Genomic DNA, 24,630 nt, shown 5'->3' with positions numbered 1-24,630 from the left:
TCAAACGGTCGCATCCTCAACGCGCGGACGCAGCGGCGGCGCCCGGCCATAGGTCAGGGTTCGCCACACCCATTCGGCGGGACCGAACCGAAACCGCGCCAGCCACCACAGGCTGAACCCGATCTGGAGGGCGAACACCGCCAGCGCAAGCGACAGGGCGAAGGTCGCGCCATCGTATTTCAACCAGCCCAGGCCAAAGCCGTAGAGCACGAACAGATAGACCAGGCTCTGCATCAGATAGTTGGTCAGGGCCATCCGACCCACCGCCGCCAGGGCCTTCTCGAACCCGCCGCGCACCAGCCAGACCGCGGCGGCGGCCCAGGCCAGGGCCAGGACCAGTTGGCCTGCCTGATCGACCAGGCCGATCACATCGCGCTGGACGTCGGTCGCCGGCCAGCCCGCCGCCTCGATCAAGGGATGAACCCCGGCCAGGATCAGGCCGACCGGCAAGAGCCAGGCCAGGCCGCGCCGCGCCAACCGCCGCGCGCGCTCCGGCTCGGCCAGCCAACCGGCGCGGAAGATCGCCGCACCCAGCAGGAAACGCCCCAGGGCCGTGGCCGTCAGGGCCGGAAACAGGGGCGCGCTCAGATATTCACGCCAGACCGCCTCGATCATGTTCGCGACATAGCGGCCGTAGTCGCCCCCCTGCCAGATCGCCCAGCGGGCGGCGCGGCCCCAGCGATCCGCCTCGGCCAGACGCGCATCCAGCGCCGGGCGCCCGGCCAGATACAGGTCGGCCGCCAGAAAACTGAACAGCGACAAAACCAGCCCCAGTCCGACCAGCACCCGCGTCGGCGCCCGGCGCAGCAGCAACAGGCCGAACCCCGCCAGGGCGTAGTTGTGAAGAATGTCGCCGAACCAGACGAAAAAGAGGTGGACGAACCCGACGACCAGCAGCACCGAAAGCCGTCGCGCATACAGGCGGTCGGCGGGCGCGCCGCGCTGTTCCAACCGGTCGATCATCGCCGCGAAGCCGAAGCCGAACAATAGGCTGAACAGGGCCTGGGCCTTGCCTTGCCACAGCCAACGCAGCACCGGGCCCAGCCAGGCGTCGATGTCCGCCGTCGGCAGGCGCGCCAGAACCCGGCCGGGAATGACGATGTCGGCGTGCCACAGCAGATTGATCAGCAGCACGCCGAACAGGGCCAGGCCGCGCACCACATCGACGGCGGCGATCCGCTGGGCCGATGGAACGGGCGCGGCCTCGCTCACCGGCTCAGGTCCCGATGGCGTCCAGGTCTCGGTCCTTGGTCTCGGGCAGCCAGATCAGGCTGACGACCACGGCGACCGCGGTGAAGACGATGGCGTACCACAGGCCGAAATAGATGTTCCCCGACCAGGCCACCAGGGCGAAGCTGGCGGCGGGCAGCAGGCCGCCGATCCAGCCGGTGCCGATGTTGTAGGGCAGGCTCATGGCCGTATAGCGCACCCGTGTCGGGAACAGCTCGACCAGGGCCGCCGCCTGGGGTCCGTACAGGGCCGTGGCCGCGACGATGAAGATCATCAATATACCGAACGTCAGCCAGAAATTCAGCCGCGCCGGATCGGCCTTGGCCGGATAGCCCGCCTCGACCAGGGCGGCCTTGACGCGGGTCTCGACGTCGGCGCGGGCGGCCTTCAGGGCGGCGGGGTCCATGCCCGCGCCCTCGACCGAGGCGACCTCGCTCCCGCCGATGCGGACCAGGGCGAGCGAACCCGGCTCGGCCGCGATGTTGGAATAGCCGATCCCAGCGTTGGACAGGACGCTCTTGGCGATGTCGCAACTGCTGGTGAAGGCGGTCTTGCCGACGGGATCGAACTGGACCGCGCAGGTGGCGGGGTCGGCGACGACGGTGACGGGCGCCGAGGCCTGCGCCTCGGCCAGGGCCGGATTGGCGGCGCGGGTCAAGGCGTGAAAACCGGGGAAGAAGGAGACCAGGGCCAGGATCATGCCGAACAGCATGACCGGCTTGCGTCCCACCTTGTCCGACAACCAGCCGAAGAAGACGTACAGGCCCGCCGAGGCCACGGTCACGGCCAGGACCAGTTGGTCCACCGTCGCCACATCGACCTTCAGCACCCGCTCCATGAAGAAGCGGGTGTAGAAATAGCCGCAGTACCAGACCGCGCCCTGGGCGATCATGATGCCGAACAGGGCCAACAGCACGAAGCGGCCGTTCTTCCAGGTCAGGAAGGCCTCCTTATAGGGCGCGCGACGCTCGCCGCCCTCTTCCTCCATGCGGCGATAGGCCGGGCTTTCGTTCAGCTTCAGCCGGATCCACAGCGAGATGGTCAGCAGCAGGGCCGACAGCAGGAACGGGATGCGCCAGCCCCAGGCGTCGAAGGCCTCGACGCCCAGGATCTGGCGCGTGATCAGGATGACCGACAGGGCGCCGATCAGGCCGAAGGCGGCGGTGGTCTGGATCCAGCCGGTCAGGAAGCCGCGCTTCTTGGGCGGGGCGTGCTCGGCCACATAGATGGCCGCCCCGCCGTATTCGCCGCCCAAGGCGAAGCCTTGCAGCACCCGCATGGTCAACAGCAGGATCGGCGCGGCGATGCCGATCTGGCCGTAGTCGGGCAAGAGGCCGATGGCCACCGTGGCCAGGCCCATCAAGGTGATGGTCACCAGAAAGGTGGTCTTGCGTCCCGTTCGGTCGCCGAACCAGCCGAACACCAGGGCGCCCAGCGGCCGCACCACGAAGCCGACGCCGAAGGTCAGCAGGGCCAGGATGTAGGAGGTCGCCTCGCCCACGTCGGCGTAAAAATGCTTGGCGATGATGGTCGTCAGAGACCCGAAGATGAAGAAGTCGTACCACTCGAAGGCCGTGCCCGCCGCCGAGGCCCCGACCACCGTCTTCAGGCCTGGAGCCTTGTCTTGGGCCTTCTTTTCCGCCTCGGCCATCTCGCCTCCCCGCGATTTCGCCCGCGCCTCTGACGGGCGCTGTGGGCGGGGAGACTAGCGGCGGTTCAAAAAAGCGAAAGCCCCGCCGGACGAACCGACGGGACCTTCGATCACCCAGCCCGAAACAGGGTCAGTTCTTGGCGTTCTCGGCGGCGCCGGTGACGGCGGACCCGGCCGCCGAAGCGTCTCGCCCCAGGCCCGAAATCGTATTGCACGCCGCCGTCGTCAGGGCGGCGGCGGCGGCGAAGAGAACGAACAGCTTGCGCATGGTTAGGCTCCTGTCAGCCGCGGGGAGGCGACGTCAAAGACAGAACGGCGCGGGCCGGTTCAGGTTCCGGCCTCCGCGCGGATCACGTCGGCCGGATCGGCGGGCGCGACGGCTTCCGGCGTGGCGAAGACCATGCGCGCGATGGTGCCTCCATCCGGCGCGGGAACCAGTTCGGCCTCGCCCCGCAGCTGTTTGGCGAAGGCGCCCATCAGGGTGCGGCCCACACCCTGGGCCTGATCGTCCGAGGTGCCTGGGCCGTCGTCCTCGACCTCCAGCACGCTGGTCTCGCCCTGGACGGTGAAGCGCACCTGCAACCGCCCGCCGCGCCCGGCGAAGGCGTGCTTCTGGGCGTTGGACACGGCCTCGACCAGCCACAGGGCCAGGGGCGCCAGCTTGTCGGGGTCGATGATCAGACTGTCGGCCTGGACCGAGCTGGTCACCAGCGGCCCGCGCAGGGCCTCGCTCGCCACCAACTGCCCGACCAGGTCGCTGAGAAAGACCTGGGCGTCGGCATAGCGCAGATCGGCGCTCTGATAGAGGGTGCGGTAGATCAGGGCCAGGGCCGCGATCCTCTGGCGCGTGTCGCCGATGGCCGCCTTGGCCGGCGCGTCCCGCAGCGTGCGCTGCTGCATCGACAGCAGGGACGAGATGATCTGCAGATTGTTCTTCACCCGATGATGGATCTCGCGCATCAGCGCGTCCTTTTCCGTCAGGGCGTCCAACAGGGCCTTGTCACGCGTGGTGATGGTCTCGGCCAGATCGTCCAGGGTGCCGGCCAGCACGCGGATCTCGGTCGGGGCGTGGACGGCCTGCACGGGTCGGATGGTGAACCGGCCCTTGGCGTAGATGGCGGCGATCCGCTCCAGATAATGCAGCCAGCGCACCACGACCCGCTCGGACACCAGCATGACGGCCGCGAAGGCGGTCAGCCAGGCGCCCAGGGGCAGCAGCAGATTGCTGATCGGGTTCAGCACCGCCCACGACCACAGGCCCGGCGACGGCGCCGACAGCACCACATAGACGTCGCGCCCGGTCAGGGCGGCGGCGCTGAACACCCGGCGCTCGCCCGAGGCGGTCCTGGCCTGAAACAGATCCGCGCCGACGCTTTCGGCGCGGACCTGGGCGATCCAGCCGCCCAGCCGCCCGTCCTTCAGGGCGAAGGCCGCCGGGTCGGTCGAGACCAGGATGTTGCCCTGGGCGTCGGTCAAGGCCGCCTGGGCGCCGTCCGGCAGGGCCGGATCGGCCACGTCGGGCTGCAGGCTCTCCAGCGGAATGGACGCCGTCATGACGCCGTCGAACCGGCCCATGGGCCGTTCCGCCCGCACCGCCACGATCACGGCGGGGGCGTCGGCGGGCCGGGTCGAGGCGGCGCGGGCGATGACCGAATGCTCTCCGGCCCGCACGCGCTGGAACCAGGCGCGCGCGCGGACGGCGGCGGACGTGGTGGTCGTCAGAGGGGCGCGCGAACTGCACACGATCTCGCCGGTGGCGGACATGCGGTACAGGGCGATGTAGCCGTCCAGACGCTGAACCAGCGCGGTCAGGCGCGGCCCGCAATAGGGTCCCAGCGTCTCGGGCGTCAGGGCGTCCAGCAGAACGACGGTGCTGTCCAACCGCGCCTTGGCCGACAGAGAGGCGCGGCTGGCCGCCAGTTGCAGCGACTGGGCGCGGTCTTCGGCCTGTTTACGGAAACCGGTCTGCATCTGGACGATCGACAGGGCGATGACCGGCAGCAGGGCGAAGGCCATGGCCACGCCGAGCCGGAAACGAATGCCTTGGAACCTGGGCCGCGCCAGGCCGCGGCCCAGCGACCGCCCCAGACCCATCATGCCTCAGCCCTGTCGGCCGCTGAGGCGGTCGGCCTCGCCCAGGATGGTCCGCATGGCGTCGCCCGCCGACTTGCCGTCACGATCGTAGCCTCCGCGCTCCAGCGTCGCCAGCAACGCCTTGCGGGCGCGGCTGACCCGGCTCTTCACCGTGCCGACGGCGCAGCCGCAGATCTCGGCCGCCTCTTCATAGGCGAAACCGCCGGCGCCGACCAGGATCAGGGCCTCGCGCTGTTCTTCCGGCAGGGTCTTCAGGGCCTGGCGCAGCTCGTCCAGGGCCACCGGCGCCTCGGGGTCGTCGACGGCCACCAGGGTGCGTTCGGCGGCCTCTTGATCCAGTTGCGACTGGCGCCAGGAGCGGCGCTTCTCGGAATAGAACTGGTTGCGCAGGATCATGAAGGTCCAGGCCTTCATATTGGTGCCCATCTGATAGCTGGCGCGGGCGTCCCAGGCCTTCATCATGGCGTCCTGGGCCAGGTCGTCGGCAGCGGTCGGATCGCCGGTCAGGGTGCGCGCGAAGGCCCGCAAATGGGGGATCAGCGTCACCAGCTCGCGTTTGAAGCCTTCGTCGTCGGAAGACGGGGGCTTGGCCGCGGGACCCTCGCTCATGCGCCGCTACCGCGTTTCTCGTCGGCGCGTCTCAGGATGTCCAGGAACTCGTCGGGCACCGGTTCGTTGACCACTTCGTCGAAGAGGTGGCGCAGTCTCACGCCGATGGCCTGTTGCCTCAGACGCGCCTCTTCCAGCGCGGGTCCGCCATCCGGCTTGCGCCGTCTCTCGCTCTCGTTCGCCATCAGTCGGACGTCGCCACCCCGAATTGTCCCTTCGGCCCATACTCCGAGCCTGCAACGCCAAAAAGAGGCGGCGGTTCCTGGATCGGGTGAAAAATATGCTCAAGCTTGCTAAGGCGCCGGGAACCGCGACGGGGACGGGGCGTTGAGCTTGACGGTAGGACGTTCCGCGCAAGCGGGGCGCGGCCGCTTACGTCGGGGACGATCCACATGAGCCTTCTGGCCAGACTCGCACCGCACCTGCCCTATGTGCGCCGCTATGCGCGCGCTCTGACGGGGGATCAGACGTCGGGCGACGCCTATGTCCGCGTCGCGCTGGAGGCGCTGGCGGCCGGCGACCGGCAGTTGCCGCCGGACATGACGCCGCGCGTGGCCCTGTATCACGTCTTTCACTCCATCTGGACCGCGACCGGCGCGCAACTGGAGGAGACCGGCGGCGGCGAGGTTCGCGACGAGGCTACGCGGCGGTTGATGCGGATCGCCCCGCGCTCGCGCCAGGCCTTCCTGCTGACGGCGCTGGAGGGCTTCACCCCCACCGAGGCGAGCCAGATCCTGGACGCCGACCCGACCGAGGTCGAACGCCTGATCGCCGACGCCCAGGCCGACATCGACGCCGAACTGGCCACCGACGTCCTGATCATCGAGGACGAGGCCATCATCTCGGCCGACATCGAAAGCCTGGTGCGTGAACTGGGCCACACGGTCGTCGCCACCGCCACCACTCACGACGAGGCCGTCGCCGCCGTCGCCCACGACCGGCCCGGCCTGGTGCTGGCCGACATCCAACTGGCCGACGGGTCGTCGGGCATCGACGCGGTCAAGGACATCCTGAAACGGTTCGACGTGCCGGTCATCTTCATCACCGCCTTCCCCGAGCGGCTGTTGACCGGCGAACGGCCCGAGCCGACCTTCCTGATCACCAAGCCCTTCCAGCCGGAAACGGTGAAGGCGGCGATCAGCCAGGCCCTGTTCTTCCACCCGGCGGGGCGCAGACGGGCCGCGTGACGCCCCGCCTCCGGCCCGTGATTTTTTCGCCTGGTTCGGGAACCTTGGTCCGCCTCGCCGGTTATCGGGTTCGCGGAGACGGCGACGCCCCCCGACTTGAGACCGGCCGCAGCCGGTCAGCCGCCTCCGCGCCTCATTCTCGATGACGCCACTTCAAGGGCGGGTCTCACGGCCCGCCCTTTTTCTTCGCCCGCCCCTCGACACGGCCGCGCGCCTTCGATCCTATGCGCGTCCAGAAAGAAAACGCCCGAAAGCAATTGTGGAGGCCGCCATGAGCCGGATGAACCGTCAGTGGGTGCTGCGTCAGCGGCCGCGAGGCGACATCCAGGACGGCGATCTGGAGCTGGTCGCCTCGCCCCTGCCCGATCTGAAGGACGGCGAGGTGTTGATCCGCACCATCTATCTGTCGCTGGACCCGACCAACCGCACCTGGATGAACGATTCCGAGGGCTATCTGCCGCCGGTGGGTCTGGGCGACGTGATGCGCGGCCTGACCCTGGGCGTGGTCGAGGAGACGAAATCGGGCCGCTGGGCCGTGGGCGACATCGTCTCGACGGCCGCCGGGGGCTGGGCCGACTACGGCGTGGTCAATGAGGCGGCGGTGTCGCGCGTGCATCGCGCGCCGGGCCTGCCGCTGACGGCCAATATGTCGGTCATGGGCATGACCGGCATGACCGCCTATTTCGGCGTCACCGACGTGCTGAAGCCGACGCCGGGCCAGACCATGGTCATCTCCGCCGCCGCCGGCGCCGTCGGCTCCATCGCCGGCCAGGTCGCCAAACAGAGGGGCGCGCGGGTCATCGGCATCGCCGGCGGCGCCAAGAAATGCGCCTGGCTGACCGACGAACTCGGCTTCGACGCCGCCATCGACTACAAGAACGAAGACGTCGGCGCGGCCCTGGACCGGCTGGCGCCGAACGGCGTCGATCTCAATTTCGAGAACGTGGGCGGCGACATCATGATCGCCGTCTGGAACCGGCTGAACATCGGCGCGCGCATGGCCGTGTGCGGCATGGTCTCGGCCTATAACGCCACGCGGATGCCGCCTTCGCCCAACTTCGCCCGGCTGATCACCCATCGGATGCACGTCCAGGGCTTCCTGGTGCTGGACTACGCCCCGCGCGCCAAGGAGATGGTCGCCGAAATGGGTCCCTGGCTGGCCGAGGGCAAGGTGAAGTGGAAGGCGCATGTCGACGACGGGCTGGAGGGCGCCCTGACCTCGCTGAACCGCTTGTTCACCGGCGATCACGACGGCAAGCTCTTGGTGCGGGTGTCGGAAGAACCCGCCTGATCCGGGAAGGTCGATGAGCGAATCCCTGAACGTCCATTTTGAAGACCTGGGCGTCGGCCAGGTGGTGCCCCTGGGCGCCTGCGCCGTCGATCAGGCGTCGCTGGACGTCTTCATCGAGCGGTTCGCGCCCGGTTGGGACCCGGCCTATGGCGCGCCCGACGCCATGGTCTATGCGCTGTGGAGCCGCCTGGCCTCCGAAAAGGCCGCCGGCTGGGCGCAGACCAAGGTGCTGGCCGTCGACGGCCTGCGCTTCATGCGCAATCCGCCCGTGGGCGAGCTGTTGCGCGGTCGGCTGACGGTGATGGGCAAGGACCCGGTCGGCGACGAAAAGGGCATCGTCATCGCCCAGCACGACCTGTTGGACGAAGGCGGCCGCCTGGTCTTTTCCTGCCTGATGCGGACGGTGCTGACCCGCAGGTAGTTCCCTTCTCCCCTCGGGGAAGAAGGTGGGCGCCAAAGGCGCTCGGATGCGGGGGCTGTGTCAGACGGGCTGGTCGACTGACATCCGGGACGGATCAGGCTTACCCCTCATCCGTCTCGCTCCGCGAGCCACCTTCTCCCCCAAGGGGAGAAGGGAATTATGTTACGCTGCGGCCCGCCGCCGCAGACGTGCGATCCGGCGCAGACGCCGCCAGAATTTGCCGCCCTCCGCCTCGGGATAGGGTTCCAGGTTCTCGACGAACTGTTCGGCCGAGGCGCGCCAACTGAATTTCTCGGCATAGGCCCGCACGTCGGCGCGATCCATCTCCAGCGCCTTCAGGCAGGCGGTGCGCAGATCGTCGTCGATGGCGCCCGCGTTCGATCCCGGAATGATGTCGATCGGCCCGTGCGCCGGATAGGCGGCGACCGGCGTGCCGGTGGCCATGGCCTCCAGGATCACCAGGCCGAAGGTGTCGGTCCAGGACGGGAAGACGAAGACGTCGGCGTCGCGGAAACAGCGCGCCAGCTCATCGCCGAACTTGGCCCCGAGGAATTTCGCCTCGGGGTATTTCTCTTGCAGCTCGGCCCGGGCGGGACCGTCGCCGACGACGATCTTGGTGCCCGGCAGGTCGGTCTCCAGGAAGGCCTCGATGTTCTTCTCGACCGCCACCCGGCCGACGTTCAGGAAGAAGGGCCGGGGCCAGTCCTTGCCGCCCAGTTCGTCATAGATGCGCGGCAGGTCGGGGTTGAACTGGTCCGTGTCGACGCCGCGCGACCAGGGTGAGACGTTGCGGAAGCCGTGCTCGACCAATTCGTCGCGCAGGGTCGGAGTGGCGACCATCAACCGGCCCGACGGCTTGTGGAACCACTTCATATAGGCGTAGCCGACCCCCACCGGGATCGGGAACCGGGCCGAGACATATTCGGGAAATTTGGTGTGATAGCTGGTCGTGAACGGCAGTTTCCATTCCACGCAGATGCGGCGCGTGGCGATGCCGATGGGACCTTCGGTGGCGATATGCACCGCCTCCGGCTCGAAGGCGCGCAGCCGTTCGCGGATCTCTTCCTCCGCGCCCAGGGCCAGGCGGATCTCCGGGTAGGTCGGGCAGGGAATGGTCTTGAACTGGCTGGGTTCGATGACCTCGACCTCATGGCCCATGGCGCGGCATTCGCCCACGGTCTTGGTCAGGGTGCGGACGACGCCGTTGACCTGGGGCTCCCAGGCGTCGGTGGCCAGAACGATACGCATGGAGGGCGCAGAACCTCGCCGTTGATCAGCAGGATGCTCTAGCGCTTCAAAGTGACGATGGCGAGAGCGGCGATGACCTCTCCCGTTCCGTCGCGGAAGGGTCTAAGAGGCGCGCCATGAACGCATACGTCGCCCCGCCCGTCGCCCTCACCCAGGACTGGGACGCGTTGGATCACGGCAAATTCGCCGATGAGACCGCCGTGGTGCGCGCCCTGCTCGGCAACGTCCCGCTGGACGGGAACGGCCGCAAGGCGGTGCTGGACCAGGCCATCGACCTGGTCGAGCGGGCGCGGGCCAGCGTCAAGAAACAGGGCGTGGTCGAAAGCTTCCTGCAGGAATTCTCGCTGGGCACCCGCGAAGGCCTGGCCCTGATGTGCCTGGCCGAGGCCCTGCTGCGCACGCCCGACGAGGACACCCGCGACCGGCTGATCGCCGAAAAGATCGGCTCGGCCGACTGGGCCAGCCATCTGGGCCAGTCCGACAGCCTGTTCGTCAACGCCTCGACATGGGGCCTGATGCTGACGGGCAAGCTGGTCGACGCCGACGACCAGGCCAAGACCGACCTGCCCGGCTTTCTGAAACGCATCGCCGGGCGGCTGGGCGAGCCGGTGATCCGCCAGGCCGTGGCCACCGCCGTCAAGATCATGGGCGAGCAGTTCGTGGTCGGCCGCACCATCGACGCGGCTCTGAAACGCGCCGACCGCGAGGACTGGCTGTGCAGTTTCGACATGTTGGGCGAGGGCGCCCGCACCGCCCATGACGCCGAACGCTATGAGCGCATCTACGCCGAGGCCATCGAGGCGGTGGGCAAGACCGCCAAGGGCCAGGGCCCCGAGGCCGGCCACGGCGTCTCGGTCAAGCTGTCGGCCCTGTCGCCGCGCTATGAGGCGACGCACGAGGCCCGTGTTTGGAGCGAGCTTTATCCGCGCGTAAGGCGCCTCGCCCTGATCGCGGCGAAACACGACATCAACTTCACCATGGACGCCGAAGAGGCGGATCGCCTGGCGCTGTCGCTGAAGCTGCTGGACGCCCTGGCGCGCGAGCCGGAACTGGGCGACTGGAAGGGGCTGGGCCTGGCCGTCCAAGCCTATCAGAAGCGCGGACCCGAGGTGATCGCCCGCGTCGCCGAACTGGGCAGGACCAGCGGCCGCCGGTTGATGGTGCGCCTGGTCAAGGGCGCCTATTGGGACACCGAGGTCAAACGCGCCCAGATCGGCGGACGCGTCGACTATCCGGTCTTCACCACCAAGGCGGCGACCGACCTGAACTATCTGGTGTGCGCCAAGGCCATGATCGCGGCCGCGCCGTATCTGTATTCCCAGTTCGCCACCCACAACGCCCATTCGCTGGCCGCCGTGCACAAGATGGCCAAGGACGCGGGCGTGAAGATCGAGTTCCAGCGCCTGCACGGCATGGGCGAGGCCCTGTACGACGCCGCCCGCGACGCCTTCGGCCCGGTCACGGTGCGCGCCTACGCCCCCGTCGGCGGGCATGAGGACCTGTTGCCCTACCTCGTCCGCCGCCTGCTGGAGAACGGCGCCAACTCATCGTTCGTCCACGCCCTGTTGGACGAGCGGGTGCCCGCATCCGCCGTCGCCGCCGATCCCATCACCGCCGTCGAGGCGCACCCCGACCGTCACGCCAAGATCCCCACGCCCAAGGACATCTATATGGACCGCCAAAACTCGCTGGGCCGCGACTATTCGCAAGGCTCCGACCGCGAGCGCCACGCCGCCGCCCTGTCCAAGGCGGATTCCGAAACCCTGACCTCGGGTCCCATCATCGGCGGCAAGCTGCGCGCCGGTGAAAATGCGCAAGAGGTCCGCAGTCCGTGGGACGGCCGCCTGCTGGGTCATGTGTCCGAGGCGTCCCTGGGCGACCTGGACGCCGCCGCCGAGACCGCCCACCGCGCCCAGACCGCCTGGGACCGCAAGGGCGGCGCGGGCCGCGCGCCGGTGCTGCGCGCCATGGCCGACGCCCTGGAGGCCGACCTGGACCGCCTGGTCGCCCTGCTCAGCCGCGAGGCCGGCAAGACGCTGAACGACGGCGTCGCCGAGGTGCGCGAGGCCGCCGACTTCTGCCGCTACTACGCCATGCTGGCCGAGCGTGACTTCGGCGGGCCGAGGACGCTGGAAGGCCCGGTGGGGGAGATCAACCAACTGGTCCTGCACGGCCGGGGCGTGTTCGCCTGCATCAGCCCGTGGAACTTCCCCCTGGCCATCTTCACCGGCCAGGTCTGCGCGGCCCTGGCCGCCGGCAACGGCGTGCTGGCCAAGCCCGCCGAACAGACGCCGCTGATCGCCGCCGAGGCGGTGCGCCTGTTCTACAAGGCCGGTCTGGACCCGGATCTGCTGGCCCTGGTTCCGGGGCGCGGCGAGACGGTGGGCGCGGCCCTGGTCTCGCATCCGCTGATCGACGGCGTGGCCTTCACCGGCGGCACCGATACGGCGGCGGCGATCAACCGCGCCCTGGCCGCGCGGCCGGGCGCCATCATCCCCTTCATCGCCGAGACGGGCGGGCTGAACGGCATGTTCGTGGACACCACGGCCCTGCGCGAACAGGTGATCGACGATGTCATCCTGTCGGCCTTCGGCTCGGCCGGGCAGCGCTGCTCGGCCCTGCGTCTGCTCTATGTGCCGCACGATTCCGCCGACGCCCTGATCGAGGGGCTGAAGGGCGCCCTGGCGGCCCAGGTGCTGGGCGATCCGGCCGATCCCTCGACCGACATCGGCCCGGTCATCGACGCCGACGCCAAGGCCATGCTGGACGCGCATCTGAAGCGGCTGGAAGGCGACGCCAGGATCATCGCCCGCGCCGCCCTGCCCGCCGAGGCGGACAAGGGTCATGTCTTCGCCCCGACCATCGCCGAGATCCCGACCCCCGACTATCTGGAGCGCGAGGTGTTCGGCCCGGTCCTGCACGTCTGCCGCTATCACCCCAAGGAGCTGAAGACGGTCGCGAGCAAGCTGGCCGCGCGCGGCTATGGCCTGACGCTGGGCGTGCACAGCCGCATCGAGGCCTTCGCCGAGGAGGTGACGCGCCTGGTCCCGGCCGGAAACGTCTACATCAACCGCTCGATCATCGGCGCGGTGGTCGGCGTCCAGCCCTTTGGCGGCGAGGGCCTGTCGGGCACCGGTCCCAAGGCGGGCGGCCCCTACAGCCTGATCCGCTTCGCGGCCGAAAAAGCCATCTCGAACAACATTTCCGCCCAGGGCGGAGACCCGGCGTTGTTGAACCTGTAGGGGTTACGCCCTCAAGGATGCAATGTTAGCGTGCCTCCCTCAAAGCGGGAGGGAAATATGAGCACGAGAGCGTTCGCTACAGTCGCATCCGGCCTTGCACTGTTTGTCTGGGCCGACGCCCGACCTGCCCGAGCGCAGGTCCCGACCGACTATCTCGTGCAAATGGTCTGCGTGGACGGCAGCAATACGCCCTATTTCGCGGACCCTGTGTCATGTCCTTCGAGCCGGCGGAAGCTGCAAGTGGGCGAGCCCCTGCCTTATCACAAGATTGATACGGGAAATTATCAGATAAGTGATAGTTTTCCTCTTGCGAGTACGAGTGGTCAAACGCTAGCAGCAAATAGCTATTTCTTCACCCAAGATTACAATATCGATTCTCTGTTCCCCAACCAGCCCCATTACACATGGAGAGGTGGGTATAATATCATGGGGGCAGACAGCAGCTATGTGTTCTTCCGGGGGACGGGCGACAGCGGAACCTATTGGGCTCCCTGGTGGACCGCCGGTTGCGAGACCAAAGGCTGGCGCCTGTTCCCGAATACCTCTTCTGCCTTTTCTTATGGATGGGACTATTCTGATACCGAATTCGCTCCCGATTGTCCCGGATCCATATCGGTCAATGGCAGCATAGTTGAGTGGAACAGGTATTCGACCTACACCTATGTTGTTTCGACGTCCGATCCGACCAAGAATCGCACTCTGGACACCTTGGCCAGCTACCATTGGGTTTACAACAATGGTGCATTCGGTGACCTGGAGATCAGCTTCTTCACGCAGGAATACGGCTTCACTCGCTGGGAGTCGTGGAGACAAACGGCGCCGGGGTCCGCCCTGGCGACGTCCCTGCTCTCGCGTTGCCCGGGCATGAGCCACACGGTCAGCATGCGGGGAGCGACCTACTACCTCAATGACTGCAGAAACTGGACGACCCTGATCCAGCCTTCCGGCGGCGCATGGGATCCTGATGGCGCATCGTCTTCAGATCCACTTGTCCTCAGGTGGCCGGTCGATCCGCTCTACACATCGACCAACTATCTCCAGAACACTCACATCGGCGGGCCGTACTCGGGGGCACCGAAAGGCACCTGCACGGATACGGGCTGGGCAGTGTTCAACTCCCCCGCACCGATAACGCTCGGCTATTATTCTGGAACCGCCGCGTCACAGCCCTATGAGAGCGGTGGGAATTGCGTCCGAACAATGGAAATCTCGGCGTTCCCGGCAGGCGACTATTATCAGGTCATTCCGGCGCCTCCGGGAGCAGGAACAACCTACAAGTTCGGTGCCATGCTCTGGACGGTGAACCCGTCGTCCGCGACGGGCGCAGTGAACATCGTCATCATGCAACGGGACAGTTCGGCGACGATTATCGCCCAGACGGCGATCACGGCGAACCTCACGGATCAGCCCCGGGTCTTCCAAAGCACCTTTGTGCGCCACGCCAATGCGGCCGACATCGTCTTCGCCTACTACCCGCAGACCACCGGCGTCCGGGTCGCGGCGACGGGCGCCTACATCGCTCCATAGCGCCGGACGAAGATTGGTCTAGAGCGCACTTCTCCGGCCCGATCCCGGATGTTAGAGACGCGCCGGTCACAGCGAGTCAGAGGAGATCGAGTGATGTGGGATCGGCTGGCTTCGCTGTTGTTCGGCGACAAGACGCGCGACGGCGTCGATCTCGGCGCGCGTTTCACTGAGGTCTACGAGCAACGGCTGTGGCAGTCTGAAGAGTCGGTGTCCGGCCTGGGGTCCGAACGCGAGTCCGGGCAGGTTCGCCACGCCATGGAGTTGTTGAACCGCTTCACCGACGAACTGGGCATTCGCTCAATCGCCGACATCCCTTGCGGCGACTTCAACTGGATGCCGCTGTACCTCGACGCCCATCCCGAGGTAGCCTACGTCGGCTATGACGTGGTGCCCGCTCTGGTCGCCGAGAACCGCGCAAAATTCCCCGGTCGCCGGTTCGAGGTTCTGGACATCACCCAGAAGTCCCCGGCCCGGGCCGACCTCGTCTTCTCCAAAGACATGTTCAATCATCTCGCTTTGGGCGACGTCTGGGCGGCGCTCGAGAATATCGTCGCCTCGAAGCCGAAATACCTGCTGCTGACCACCAATAAGGGCTTCGAGAACGTCGAACTGGATCGGAGCCAATCGCACGCCTCGCGCCATCTCGACCTGGAGGCGGCTCCCTTCTCGCTGCCCACGCCGATTTACGGCGACCATTATTTCGTCCTGTGGCGTCGCGAGGACATCGAGCGCCGTCTGGCAACGCGCAAGACGGCCTGAACTGGGGTCAGGCGTTCAGACGTTTCGGCCAGCCGCCCGCCCGGCTGAGGGCGCTCGGCGCGGGGCGGCCGATCTTTTCGCCGATCCAGCGGGCCGTTCCGATCAGGGCGTCGAGATCATAGCCGGTCTCGAAACCCGCACGCTCCAGCATATAGACCAGATCCTCGGTGGCGATGTTTCCCGTGGCGCCGGGCGCGAAGGGGCAGCCGCCGATGCCGCCGACCGAGGCGTCCAGAACGGTGACGCCCGCCTCGATCCCGGCATGGGCGTTGGCCAGGCCGGTGTTGCGGGTGTCGTGGAAATGCAGGCGCAGCGCGGCGTCGGGCGCGGCCTTCCGCGCCGCCTCGACCTTGCGGGTCACCGCCCAGGGGTCCCCGGCGCCGATGGTGTCGGCCAGGGCGATCTCGCGCACGCCCAAGGCCGCAATCCGGCCGACCAGGTCGGACACCTGCTCCACGCCGACCTCGCCGTCGAACGGGCAGCCCCAGACGCACGACAGGGTGGCCGACAGTTTCGGCGCGGCGCCGGACTCGGCTCCGGCGTTGGCCCGCCCGGCGATGACGGCGGCCAGCATGTCGACCTGCTGGTCGACCGTCAGGCCCTGGTTCTTCAGACCGAAGCCGTCGGTGACGCTCAGGGCCATATTGACCTCGTCCAACGCCGTGCCCAGGGCGCGGTCATAGCCCTTGCCGTTCAGGACCAGGCCGATGCGGCTGCGGCCCTGGGCGGGCGGCAGCTCGGCCATCACCTCTTCGGCGCCGGCCATCTGGGGCACGTATTTGGGATGGACGAAGCTGACCGCCTCGATGCGGCGCGCGCCCGCCGTCTCCAGCCGCCGCACCAGATCGGCGCGGACGGCCGGCTCCAGCACGACCTTCTCGTTCTGAAGGCCGTCGCGGGGACCGACCTCGACGATTTCGATGAACGGCTTCATCGGTCGGCTCCGGGCGGGGCGTAGACGGTCAGATCGACGTCGTCGCCGGTTGAATAGTTGTGACCCCGCACCTCGCCCACGGCGCGGCCGGTCACGCCGCGCGCGGCGGCGGCCAGGCGGAAGGCCGCGTCGTCCGCGCCCTCGACGACGGCGGGACGGCCTTCGGCCAGAGCCTGGGCGGCGCCCGCGGCGTCGGTCAACTGGGTCGTGGTTCCGGTCAGGAAGACGAAGCTGGGTTCATGGAAACGGGTGATCGCCACCGGTCCCGGCGTGCGGCCCTGGTCCGGGTGCAGCTCGGCGGCGCGCAGGACCTTCTCCAACTGGACCGAGACCGACAGGGGCCGCAACTGACGTATGGTTCCGGCCAGGGCCGCATGCGAGACGACGCCGAAGGCCAGGGCGAACAGCACCGCCGTGACGGCCGCTCGGTTCAGCAGCAGGAAACCGCCGAACAAGGCCGCGCCGACCGCGCCCAACATGGTGATCGCCGCCCAGGTCTGGGCCGTCGAGGTGCCGAAATGGGTCAGGCCGTACAGCACGATCAGACAGATCAGACCCGCCGCGAACAGGCCCAAGAGCGCGCCCGCGCGCCGTGAAACCGCGCCGATCGGCTGGGTCAGGGCAGCGGCGGCCAGCAGGGCCAGCGCCCCGAAGGTCGGCAGGGTGTAGTGGATCAGCTTGGTCGGCGTCAGCTCGAACATCAGCCAGGCCGGAACCAGCCAGCAGATCAGGAAACGGATCGCCGGTTCGGCCCGCCGGCTCCACGCCCCGGACAGGGCGGCGGGCAGCATCAGGGCCGCCGGGAAGAACAGCAGGGGCGCGGCCAGCAGATAGTATCCCGGCGGTGCGCCATGGCTTTCATGGCCGCCCGCCACCTTGGGCGCCAGATCGCCCATGATCGCCTCGCGCCAGAAGCCGCCGTCGGTGGCGATGGTGATGGCGATGGCCCACGGCCCGACGATCAGGGCCAGAAGCGGCAGGCCCCAGCCCCAACCCAGCCCCTTGATCCACTTCCAGTCCCGGTCCCACAGCGACAGGGCGATCATCGTCAGGGCCGCGACCAGCACCCCGATCGGTCCCTTGATCAGGACCGAGACGCCCAGCGCGCTCCAGAACATCAGCTTGTGCGGCCGCGCGCCCTTCTCGCCCGCGCGGGCGGCCATATAGAGACGCGCCAGGGCGGCCATGGCGACGGTGGTCGCGGCGCACAGGGCGGCGTCGGTCTTGGCGATCCCGGCCTCGGTCGACAGCAGGAAACAGCCGCCCAATATGGCGCCCGCCAGAAAGCCCGCCCGCGCCCCGAACAGGGCCGCGCCCACCCAGGCGCAGGCCGCCGCCGCGATCATGGCCGCCAGAAGCGAGGGGATGCGGTAGGGCGCGATGTCGCGGTTCTCGACCTTGGAGGTCGCCGAAACCGCCGCCGCCTGCAGCCAATAGATGCCGACCGGCTTCTTCCAGCGCGGTTCGTCCTGGAAGCGGATGTCGACGAAGTCGCCGCTCTCCAGCATTTGGGCGGTGGCCTGGGCGAATCGGCTCTCGTCGCGGTCCAGCGGCGGCATCAGCAACAGACCCGGCAGACCCGCGATCAGGGCCACCAGCGCCGCCATCACGGGGCCGCGCCAGCCTTGGATATGCCGGTCGAGATCAGGTCGGTTCATCCGGTCTTCCTACCACGGCGTTTTCCCGGGCGTCAGCCGCTGCTAGAGATCGGCGCATGGAAGACATCCCCGACATCTCCGTCGTCGTCCCCGTGCATGACGAAGCCGGCGCCGCAGGTCCCCTGGCACGAGAAATCGCCGCCGCCTTCGCCGGACGATCGTACGAGATGATCTTCGTCGACGACGCCTCCAAGGATGCGACCCTGGCCGAGCTGCGCGCCCTGATGGGCGAGCTGCCGACCCTGCGGGTGCTCGGCCATTCGACCAATGCGGGCCAGAGCCGGGCCGTGCGCACCGGCGTGCTGGCGGCGCGCGGAGCCGTCGTGGTCACGCTGGACGGGGACGGCCAGAACCCGCCCGCCGACGCGCCGAAACTGGCCGACGCCCTGATCGCCGCCCCGCCGAACGTCGCCCTGGTCGGCGGCCGCCGCGCCAAGCGCCAGGACAGCGAGGCCAAGCGCTGGGCCTCGCGCTGGGCCAATCGCATCCGCAAGCGGCTGCTGAAGGACGACGCCGACGACACCGGCTGCGGGCTGAAGGCCTTTCGCCGCGACGTCTTTCTGCGCCTGCCCTATTTCGATCACGTGCACCGCTATCTGCCGGCCCTGACGATCCGCGAGGGCTATGAGAACCGCTATCTCGACGTCGATCACCGCCACCGCGAGACGGGCCGCTCGAAATACACCAACTGGGGTCGGCTGACGGCGTCGTTCTCGGACCTGATGGGCGTGATGTGGCTGAAGTCCCGGTCGCGTCAGCCGGGATCGATCAACGAGTTCTGAGCCGCGGCCCGGCGGCCGCCTCGGCCAATTCGCCTGGAGCGCGAGCGGACGTAGCGGCAGGGCGCGAACGGGGGTATTCAGGGTTAACAAGCGCGGCTGTTCCGACGCCGCGTGTCGCGAAGGATCGACCCATGCTGATCGCCCTGCCGCTGCTGCTGATTCCGGTGGTGCTCTACAACATCGTGGTGCTGACCAACGGCCTGTCCGGGGCCGGCGTGGTGGCGGCCGACGCCGCCCTGCGCGAGCCGATGTTCTCGCTGCCCATGGCTTCGGGCGCCAGTTGGAACGTCGGATCGGGCGACCTGATCCTGTTCCTATCGCTGATCCTGCTGTTCTTTGAACTGTTGAAATCGACGTCGAGTCAGAAGGTGGCGATCGTCAATCACGCCCTGTCGATGATCCTGTTTGTGGTCTGCCTGGTCGAGTTCCTGCTGGTGCGCGGCTTCGCCACCTCGACCTTCTTCCTGATCGTGACCATGGTCATGCTGGACGTCCTGGCCGGGTTCATCGTGACGATCATCTCGGCCCGCAAAGACCTGGATTTCGGCGGAGCCTGACCCCTCTGGGCGAGGACGGCTGAAACGACTCCGCGTGGCAAGGCGGGCGGGCGACGAGGCGGGCGGAACCTCGATCGCGCCGCTCCGGCCGGCCGCCTAGGCATGCAGTTCGGAGGGGTCGTCACACGACGTGACTTCGGTCTGGATCGTGGTGTGGTGAAGCCCGAAGCGGGTTTCGAGCATCGTCGCCGTCTCACGCCGGACATGGTCCGCATCCGCGCCGTCCGTCAGCACCAGGTGGACCGTGCCGCTCGACTGGTCGGCGCCTGAAATCCACACATGCAGGTCATGCAGGTCGGCGACGCCCGGCACGGAGAGGATGGCGGCCCTGACCTCGGCCAGGACCAGACCGCGCGGCGCGCCTTCCAACAGAATATGGGTCGCGTCGCGCAGCAGCACCCAGGTGCGGGGCAGGACCCACAGGCCGATCGCGATGGCGACGATAGGATCCACCCAGCGCCAGCCCGTCAGGGTTATGACCATGGCGGCGACGATGACGCCGAGCGAGCCGAGCATGTCGGCCCAGACCTCCAGATAGGCGCCCTTGACGTTCAGGCTGGCGTCCTTGCGGCCGGCCAGCACCCGCATCGCGATGAGATTGACGATCAGGCCGACGGCCGCCACCGCCAGCATTCCGATGGACCCGACCGGCTCGGGTTCAAAAATGCGTTTGATCCCCTCGTAGAGAACATAGCCGGCGACGAGGAACAGCAGCACGGCGTTGCAGGCGGCGGCCAGGATTTCAAAGCGGCGATAGCCGAAGGTGCGCCTGTCGTCGGCGGCCTTCTTGCCGATGTGAATGGCCGTCAGCGCCAGCGCCAGGGCCGCCGTGTCGGTGAACATATGGGCGGCGTCGGACAGCAGCGCCAGGCTGTTGAAATAGAGGCCGCCCGCGACCTCAACGGCCAGGAACGCGCCGGTCAGCACCAGGGCGATGGTCAGTTGCCGGGCGTTCGCCCCGGCGGCGTGGTCATGTTTGTCGCCTTCGGCGTGGGAATGGGCAGACATGGCGTCCTCTGGAAATGATGAGGCCCGAGTCTCGGACTCGGGCCTCGTTGTCGTCAGTCGTCCATGCCTTCCGACGACCTGTGCTTGACGGCCTTGGCCGCGAAGGTCGGCAGGACCAGCAGGGTCAGGGCCGTCGCGGTCAACAGACCGCCGATCACGACGGTGGCGAGGGGCTTTTGCACCTCCGCACCGGCGCCGTGGGCCAAGGCCATCGGAATAAAGCCCACGATGGCGACCAGCGCCGTGGTCAGCACGGCGCGAAGCCGACTGAAGGCGCCTTCGATCGCCGCTTCGCGTGGCGCCAGACCGGCGGCCAGCCGCTCGCGGATGGCCTGCATCAGCACCAGGCCGTTCAGGGTGGCGACGCCGGAGACGGCGATGAAGCCGACCGCCGCCGAGACCGAGAACGGCATCCCGCGAAGCACGAGGGCGAGAACGCCCCCGACCAGGGCCAAAGGCACGCAGGCGAACACCAGACCGGCCTCGGCGAAGGAGCCGAGCGCCATGAACAGCAGGACGCCGATCAGGACGAAGACGATCGGGATGACCAGGCCCAGGCGTTGTTCGGCCCGCTTCAGGTTCTCGAACTGTCCGCCCCAGTCCAGGCGCACGCCCGGCGGCAGGGTGATCTCGCCGACCCTGCCTTGCGCATCCGTGACGAAGCCGCCCAGGTCACGGCCCCGGACGTTGGCCTGGACGACCATGCGCCGGCTTCCGTCATTGCGGCTGATCTGGTTCGGTCCCTCGGCGATCTGAATGCGCGCGACCGAGGACAGGGGCACGATCACCCCCGAGGGCGAGACGATCGGCAAGGCCGCGAGGCTCGCCGGATCGTTACGGGTCTCGTCCGGCAGACGGACGACGACATCGAACCGACGATCACCCTCGAAGATGCGTCCGGCCTCGGCGCCGCCGATGGCGGCCGAGACCGTTTCCGAGATGTCGGCGGCGGACAGGCCGTAATTGGCCGCCGCGAACCGGTCGACCGTGACGGTCAGGGTCGGCAGGCCCGACGCCTGCTCGACGCGGACATCGGCCGAGCCGGTCGTTTCGCGCAAGGCCCCGGCGACCTGATCCGCCACCCTCTGCAAGGTGTCGAAGTCGTCGCCATAGACCAGGACGGCGAGGTCGGTGCGGACCCCCGAGATCAGTTCGTTGAACCGCAGCTCGATCGGCTGGCTGAACTCGAAATTGTTGCCGATCTGACGACTGGCGACCGTTTCGATGCGTTCGAGCAGTTCCTCCTTTTCGAGGTTGGGGTCGGGCCAGTCCTTCCTGTCCTTCAACACGATGACGCTGTCGGAGATGTTCGGCGGCATGGGGTCGACGGCGGCCTCGGCCGTGCCCGTGCGCGAGAACATGGTCTCGACCTCGGGCTGCGCCTTGATGGCCCGTTCGAGCGCCATCTGCATCGCCAGCGATTGCTCCAGCGAGGCGGAGGGCACGCGCAGGGCCTGCATGGCGATGTCGCCCTCGTCGAGGGTCGGGATGAACTCCCGGCCCAGGGTCGAGAAGGCGGCGCCGCCGACGACGAGGGCGCCGACGACCGACAGGATGACGATGCGCGCGTGGCCGACGGCCGCGCGGATCGCCGGCTCGATCCAGCGACGGGCGAAGCGCAGGATGAAGGTCTCATGCTCCTCGGCGTGACCGTCCTTGTCGAGGTGGACGGTCTTGGGATCACGCACCAGCAACGCCGTCATCGCCGGGACGAAGGTGAAGGAGAAGATGAAGGCGCCGACCAGGGCCAGCATGACCGTCGCGCCCATGGGCACGAAGGTCTTGCCTTCGACCCCCTCCAACATCAGCAGGGGGGTGAAGACCAACAGGATGATCAACTGGCCGAAGGCCGCCGGCTTGACCATCTGGCGGGCCGACAGGATCGCCACGTCCAGACGCTCGCGCCGCGTCAGCATTCGGCCCAGGGCCGCCCGCCTCTGCGTCAGCAACAGCAGGGTGTTCTCGATGACCACGACGCCGCCGTCGACCATCAGGCCGAAATCGAGGGCGCCCAGGCTCATTAGGTTTCCGCTGATGCCGAAGCGGTTCATGCCGATGACCGCGAACAGGAAGCTGAGCGGGATCATCAGGGCCGTGATGGAGGCGGCGCGGATGTTCCCGAGCAACAGGAACAGGACGACGATCACCAGCAGGGCGCCTTCGGTCAGGTTGCGGGCCACGGTCGCGATGGTCGAGTTGACCAGGGCGCTGCGATCCAGAACCGTCACGGCCTCTATGCCGGGCGGCAAGGTCGAGCGGATGGCGTCGAGACGTTCGCCCGCCGCCTGCGCCACCGTGCGGCTGTTGCCGCCCGCGATCATCAGGGCGGTGCCGAGCACGGCCTCGTGCCCGTCGCGACTGGCGCCGCCGAGACGCGGCGCCTGGCCGATCTCCACGGTCGCGACGTCCGCGACACGAACGACCAGATTGCCGCGATTGACCACGGGCGCCTGGGCCAGGTCCTCGATGGTCGAGGCCAGGGCGTCGGTGCGAACCGTCAACGCCTCACCCGCCCGTTGGACATAGCCGGCCCCGGCCTGGGTGTTGGCGCGATCCAGGGCCTGGATCAGGTCGTTCAGGCTGAGACCGTAGGACGACATCCGCGCCGCGTCCGGCCTGACCGCATACTCCTTCACATAGCCGCCGACCGTGTCGACGCCCGCGAGACCCGGCGCCGTGCGCATCTGCGGCGCGACGATCCAGTCCTGGACGGTGCGCAGATAGGTCGCACGCGCCTGAGGCGTCGTCAGGAGATCGCCCTCGGGCGTCAGATAGCCGCCGCCCGCCTGCCATCCGGCCTGTCCGGGCTTGGCGATGTTGGCGGCTTTGAACGGCTTATAGTCGACCGTCCACATCAGGACTTCGCCCAGTCCCGTCGTGATGGGCGCCAGGCTCGGCTCGACGCCTTCCGGCAGGTTCTCGCGCGCCTGGGCCATGCGCTCGGCGACCTGCTGACGGGCGAAATAGATGTCGGTCTGATCAGTGAAGATGACGGTGATCTGGCTGAAGCCGTTGCGGCTCAGGGATCGGGTCGAGGTCAGACCGGGGATGCCCGCCATGGCGGTCTCAAGCGGATAGGTGACCTGTCTTTCGATCTGCTCGGGCGCGAGCGCCGGAGCGACGGTGGTGATCTGGACCTGCCGATTGGTGATGTCCGGCACGGCGTCGATCGGAAGCTTCGTCAGCTCCAACAGCCCCAGGGCGGCGACAAGCGCCGTGACCAGGACCACGAACCATCGAAAGCGGACGGAGATTTCTATCAGGGCTTTGAACATGATCAGTGACCGTGCTCGGCTTCGCCCTTGGCCATTTCGGCCTTGAGCAGGAAGGCGTTCGCCCCCGCGACGCGGTCGGTCGCCGACAGGCCCCGCAGGATCTCAGTGCGGCCGCTGGCCGAACGCCCCGCCAGGACGGGCGTCATGCGAAAGCCCGTGGGCGTGCGCACGAAGACCACGGCGGCGTTCTCGACGGTCTGGACGGCTTCGGACGGCACGGTCATGCCGCCGGCCGCCTCGCCGGTGACCACCGCCCCCGTGACGGCGGACCCCGCCGGCGGAAGCACGGTCCCGATCGGATGCGCCCGGATAATGGTCGCTCCGCTTTGCGCGCCCGCCCCGGCGGCGACGCCGGTCACTCGCGCCTCGAACTCTCCGGCCGAACCCTGGACGCGGATCGACGAGCCGGTGCGCACCTGCGCGGCCAAGGCCGGCGGCGCGTTGAACACGATCTCGACCCGGGCCGGATTGGTGACCTCGGCGATCACCTCGCCCTGGGCGGCGAAGCCGCCCGGCCCGACCCGCACGGTGGTCACGACCCCGGAGATCGGGCTTGTGACATTGACCCGGCCGGCGGCGTTGGGCGCGCCCGCGGCCGCGGCGCGCGCGCGCGCAGCGCGCGCGGCGGCTTCGGCGCCGAGGGCTTGGGCATGGGCGATCTCCGCGTCGCGACGGGCGACCACCCCCTGATCGGCGAGGCTTTCCTCGCGGGCGTGGGCTTGCTGGGCGGCCACGGCGTTGGCCTGGGCGGCGTCGGCGTCGGCGCGCAGGCTGGCGGCGTCGCCGCTGACCAGAACGGCGAGCGCCTGTCCGGCGCCAACCGAATGCCCCGTGGCGACCAGGACGCGTTCGACCCGTCCGCTCACCGTAGCGGCGACCGCGGCGCGGGCGTCGACCATCGGCTCGACGCGACCCGACAGGCGGGTCTCGCCGCCGCCTCCGGCCGTGACGGGAACCACGCCGATCCCCGCAGCCTCGATCTGGGCGTCGGTGAGAACGACCTCGCCCTCGGCGCTCGCCTCCTCGGCATGGCCGGCTTCGGCTTCGGCGGCGGGCGGCGGCGGCGAGGGCCGGGTGACGGCGTAGATCGCACCGCCAGCGGCCAGCACGATGACGGCGGCCCCGGCCATGAGCCAGGGTCGATTGATTTTAGGAAA

At 68.3% G+C, this 24,630-nt stretch carries 20 protein-coding genes; 8 read left to right on the top strand and 12 right to left on the bottom strand.

The features are described 5' to 3' along the window. The 6 genes from V7D63_RS07225 to nepR all read right to left on the bottom strand — a co-directional run bounded on the left by V7D63_RS07225 (position 1) and on the right by nepR (position 5,769). On the bottom strand, positions 1-1,212 hold the full coding sequence (locus V7D63_RS07225; RefSeq protein WP_333591592.1) for a DUF418 domain-containing protein: 1,212 nt from the start codon (positions 1,210-1,212) through the stop codon (positions 1-3). A gap of 4 nt (positions 1,213-1,216) precedes the next feature. Beyond that, a complete protein-coding gene (locus V7D63_RS07220) occupies positions 1,217-2,881 on the bottom strand; it encodes an MFS transporter (protein ID WP_333591591.1) in 1,665 nt (554 codons plus the stop codon). 130 nt (positions 2,882-3,011) lie between these two features. Then, a complete protein-coding gene (locus V7D63_RS07215; protein WP_333591590.1) occupies positions 3,012-3,149 on the bottom strand; it encodes an entericidin EcnA/B family protein in 138 nt (45 codons plus the stop codon). A gap of 59 nt (positions 3,150-3,208) precedes the next feature. Then, on the bottom strand, positions 3,209-4,978 hold the full coding sequence (gene phyK / locus V7D63_RS07210) for a sensor histidine kinase PhyK (RefSeq protein WP_333591589.1): 1,770 nt from the start codon (positions 4,976-4,978) through the stop codon (positions 3,209-3,211). Positions 4,979-4,981: 3 nt separating this feature from the next. Continuing rightward, a complete protein-coding gene (locus V7D63_RS07205) occupies positions 4,982-5,584 on the bottom strand; it encodes a sigma-70 family RNA polymerase sigma factor (protein ID WP_333591588.1) in 603 nt (200 codons plus the stop codon). Continuing rightward, positions 5,581-5,769, bottom strand: a complete 189-nt coding sequence (gene nepR, locus V7D63_RS07200) for an anti-sigma T factor NepR (protein WP_333591587.1) — start codon at positions 5,767-5,769, stop codon at positions 5,581-5,583. The genes V7D63_RS07205 and nepR overlap by 4 nt, the downstream gene beginning before the upstream one ends. Before the next feature lie 207 nt (positions 5,770-5,976). Between nepR and phyR the strand changes: the two genes are divergently transcribed. The 3 genes from phyR to V7D63_RS07185 all read left to right on the top strand — a co-directional run bounded on the left by phyR (position 5,977) and on the right by V7D63_RS07185 (position 8,483). Beyond that, positions 5,977-6,771, top strand: coding sequence for an anti-anti sigma factor/receiver protein PhyR (gene phyR, locus V7D63_RS07195; RefSeq protein WP_333591586.1), 795 nt, complete (start codon positions 5,977-5,979; stop codon positions 6,769-6,771). 271 nt (positions 6,772-7,042) lie between these two features. Beyond that, positions 7,043-8,062, top strand: coding sequence for an NADP-dependent oxidoreductase (locus V7D63_RS07190; RefSeq protein ID WP_333591585.1), 1,020 nt, complete (start codon positions 7,043-7,045; stop codon positions 8,060-8,062). A gap of 13 nt (positions 8,063-8,075) precedes the next feature. Then, the gene (locus tag V7D63_RS07185; RefSeq protein ID WP_333591584.1) at positions 8,076-8,483 is read left to right on the top strand and encodes a MaoC family dehydratase; all 408 of its coding nucleotides are present in this window, start codon (positions 8,076-8,078) and stop codon (positions 8,481-8,483) included. 162 nt (positions 8,484-8,645) lie between these two features. On the opposite strand, the gene V7D63_RS07180 is transcribed toward V7D63_RS07185, so the two are convergent. Continuing rightward, the gene (locus V7D63_RS07180) at positions 8,646-9,731 is read right to left on the bottom strand and encodes a glycosyltransferase family 4 protein (RefSeq protein ID WP_333591583.1); all 1,086 of its coding nucleotides are present in this window, start codon (positions 9,729-9,731) and stop codon (positions 8,646-8,648) included. Positions 9,732-9,847: 116 nt separating this feature from the next. Here V7D63_RS07180 and putA point away from each other — a divergent pair, with 116 nt between their 5' ends. From putA to V7D63_RS07165, 3 genes are all read left to right on the top strand, one after another. Continuing rightward, the gene (gene putA, locus V7D63_RS07175) at positions 9,848-12,973 is read left to right on the top strand and encodes a bifunctional proline dehydrogenase/L-glutamate gamma-semialdehyde dehydrogenase PutA (RefSeq protein WP_333591582.1); all 3,126 of its coding nucleotides are present in this window, start codon (positions 9,848-9,850) and stop codon (positions 12,971-12,973) included. A 57-nt stretch (positions 12,974-13,030) separates the two neighbouring features. Continuing rightward, on the top strand, positions 13,031-14,500 hold the full coding sequence (locus tag V7D63_RS07170) for a hypothetical protein (protein ID WP_333591581.1): 1,470 nt from the start codon (positions 13,031-13,033) through the stop codon (positions 14,498-14,500). 93 nt (positions 14,501-14,593) lie between these two features. Further along, entirely contained in the window at positions 14,594-15,259 is a 666-nt protein-coding gene (locus V7D63_RS07165) for a class I SAM-dependent methyltransferase (protein ID WP_333591580.1), read from the top strand. Positions 15,260-15,266: 7 nt separating this feature from the next. On the opposite strand, the gene V7D63_RS07160 is transcribed toward V7D63_RS07165, so the two are convergent. Together V7D63_RS07160 and V7D63_RS07155 are read right to left on the bottom strand one after the other, a co-directional pair. Next, the gene (locus tag V7D63_RS07160; protein ID WP_333591579.1) at positions 15,267-16,193 is read right to left on the bottom strand and encodes a hydroxymethylglutaryl-CoA lyase; all 927 of its coding nucleotides are present in this window, start codon (positions 16,191-16,193) and stop codon (positions 15,267-15,269) included. Beyond that, on the bottom strand, positions 16,190-17,851 hold the full coding sequence (locus tag V7D63_RS07155; RefSeq protein WP_333591578.1) for an ArnT family glycosyltransferase: 1,662 nt from the start codon (positions 17,849-17,851) through the stop codon (positions 16,190-16,192). Before V7D63_RS07155 ends, V7D63_RS07160 begins: the two co-directional genes overlap by 4 nt. A 56-nt stretch (positions 17,852-17,907) precedes the next feature. Here V7D63_RS07155 and V7D63_RS07150 point away from each other — a divergent pair, with 56 nt between their 5' ends. Both V7D63_RS07150 and V7D63_RS07145 read left to right on the top strand, forming a co-directional pair. Further along, the gene (locus tag V7D63_RS07150; RefSeq protein ID WP_333591577.1) at positions 17,908-18,633 is read left to right on the top strand and encodes a glycosyltransferase family 2 protein; all 726 of its coding nucleotides are present in this window, start codon (positions 17,908-17,910) and stop codon (positions 18,631-18,633) included. A gap of 131 nt (positions 18,634-18,764) precedes the next feature. Beyond that, positions 18,765-19,190, top strand: coding sequence for a hypothetical protein (locus V7D63_RS07145; protein ID WP_333591576.1), 426 nt, complete (start codon positions 18,765-18,767; stop codon positions 19,188-19,190). A 96-nt stretch (positions 19,191-19,286) separates the two neighbouring features. On the opposite strand, the gene V7D63_RS07140 is transcribed toward V7D63_RS07145, so the two are convergent. From V7D63_RS07140 to V7D63_RS07130, 3 genes are read right to left on the bottom strand one after another with little or no spacing between them, the layout of a single operon-like run. Next, entirely contained in the window at positions 19,287-20,198 is a 912-nt protein-coding gene (locus V7D63_RS07140; protein ID WP_333591575.1) for a cation diffusion facilitator family transporter, read from the bottom strand. A 53-nt stretch (positions 20,199-20,251) separates the two neighbouring features. Continuing rightward, positions 20,252-23,473 (bottom strand): efflux RND transporter permease subunit, encoded by a 3,222-nt coding sequence (locus V7D63_RS07135; protein ID WP_333591574.1) that lies wholly within the window; start codon positions 23,471-23,473, stop codon positions 20,252-20,254. 2 nt (positions 23,474-23,475) lie between these two features. Beyond that, the gene (locus tag V7D63_RS07130) at positions 23,476-24,603 is read right to left on the bottom strand and encodes an efflux RND transporter periplasmic adaptor subunit (RefSeq protein ID WP_333591573.1); all 1,128 of its coding nucleotides are present in this window, start codon (positions 24,601-24,603) and stop codon (positions 23,476-23,478) included. Positions 24,604-24,630 lie beyond the last annotated feature (27 nt).

The organism is Brevundimonas sp. (assembly GCF_036732845.1).
Lineage (GTDB): Bacteria > Pseudomonadota > Alphaproteobacteria > Caulobacterales > Caulobacteraceae > Brevundimonas.
The sequence above is the reverse complement of the archived record's forward strand: the minus strand, read 5'-3'. Positions and strand labels throughout refer to the sequence as shown.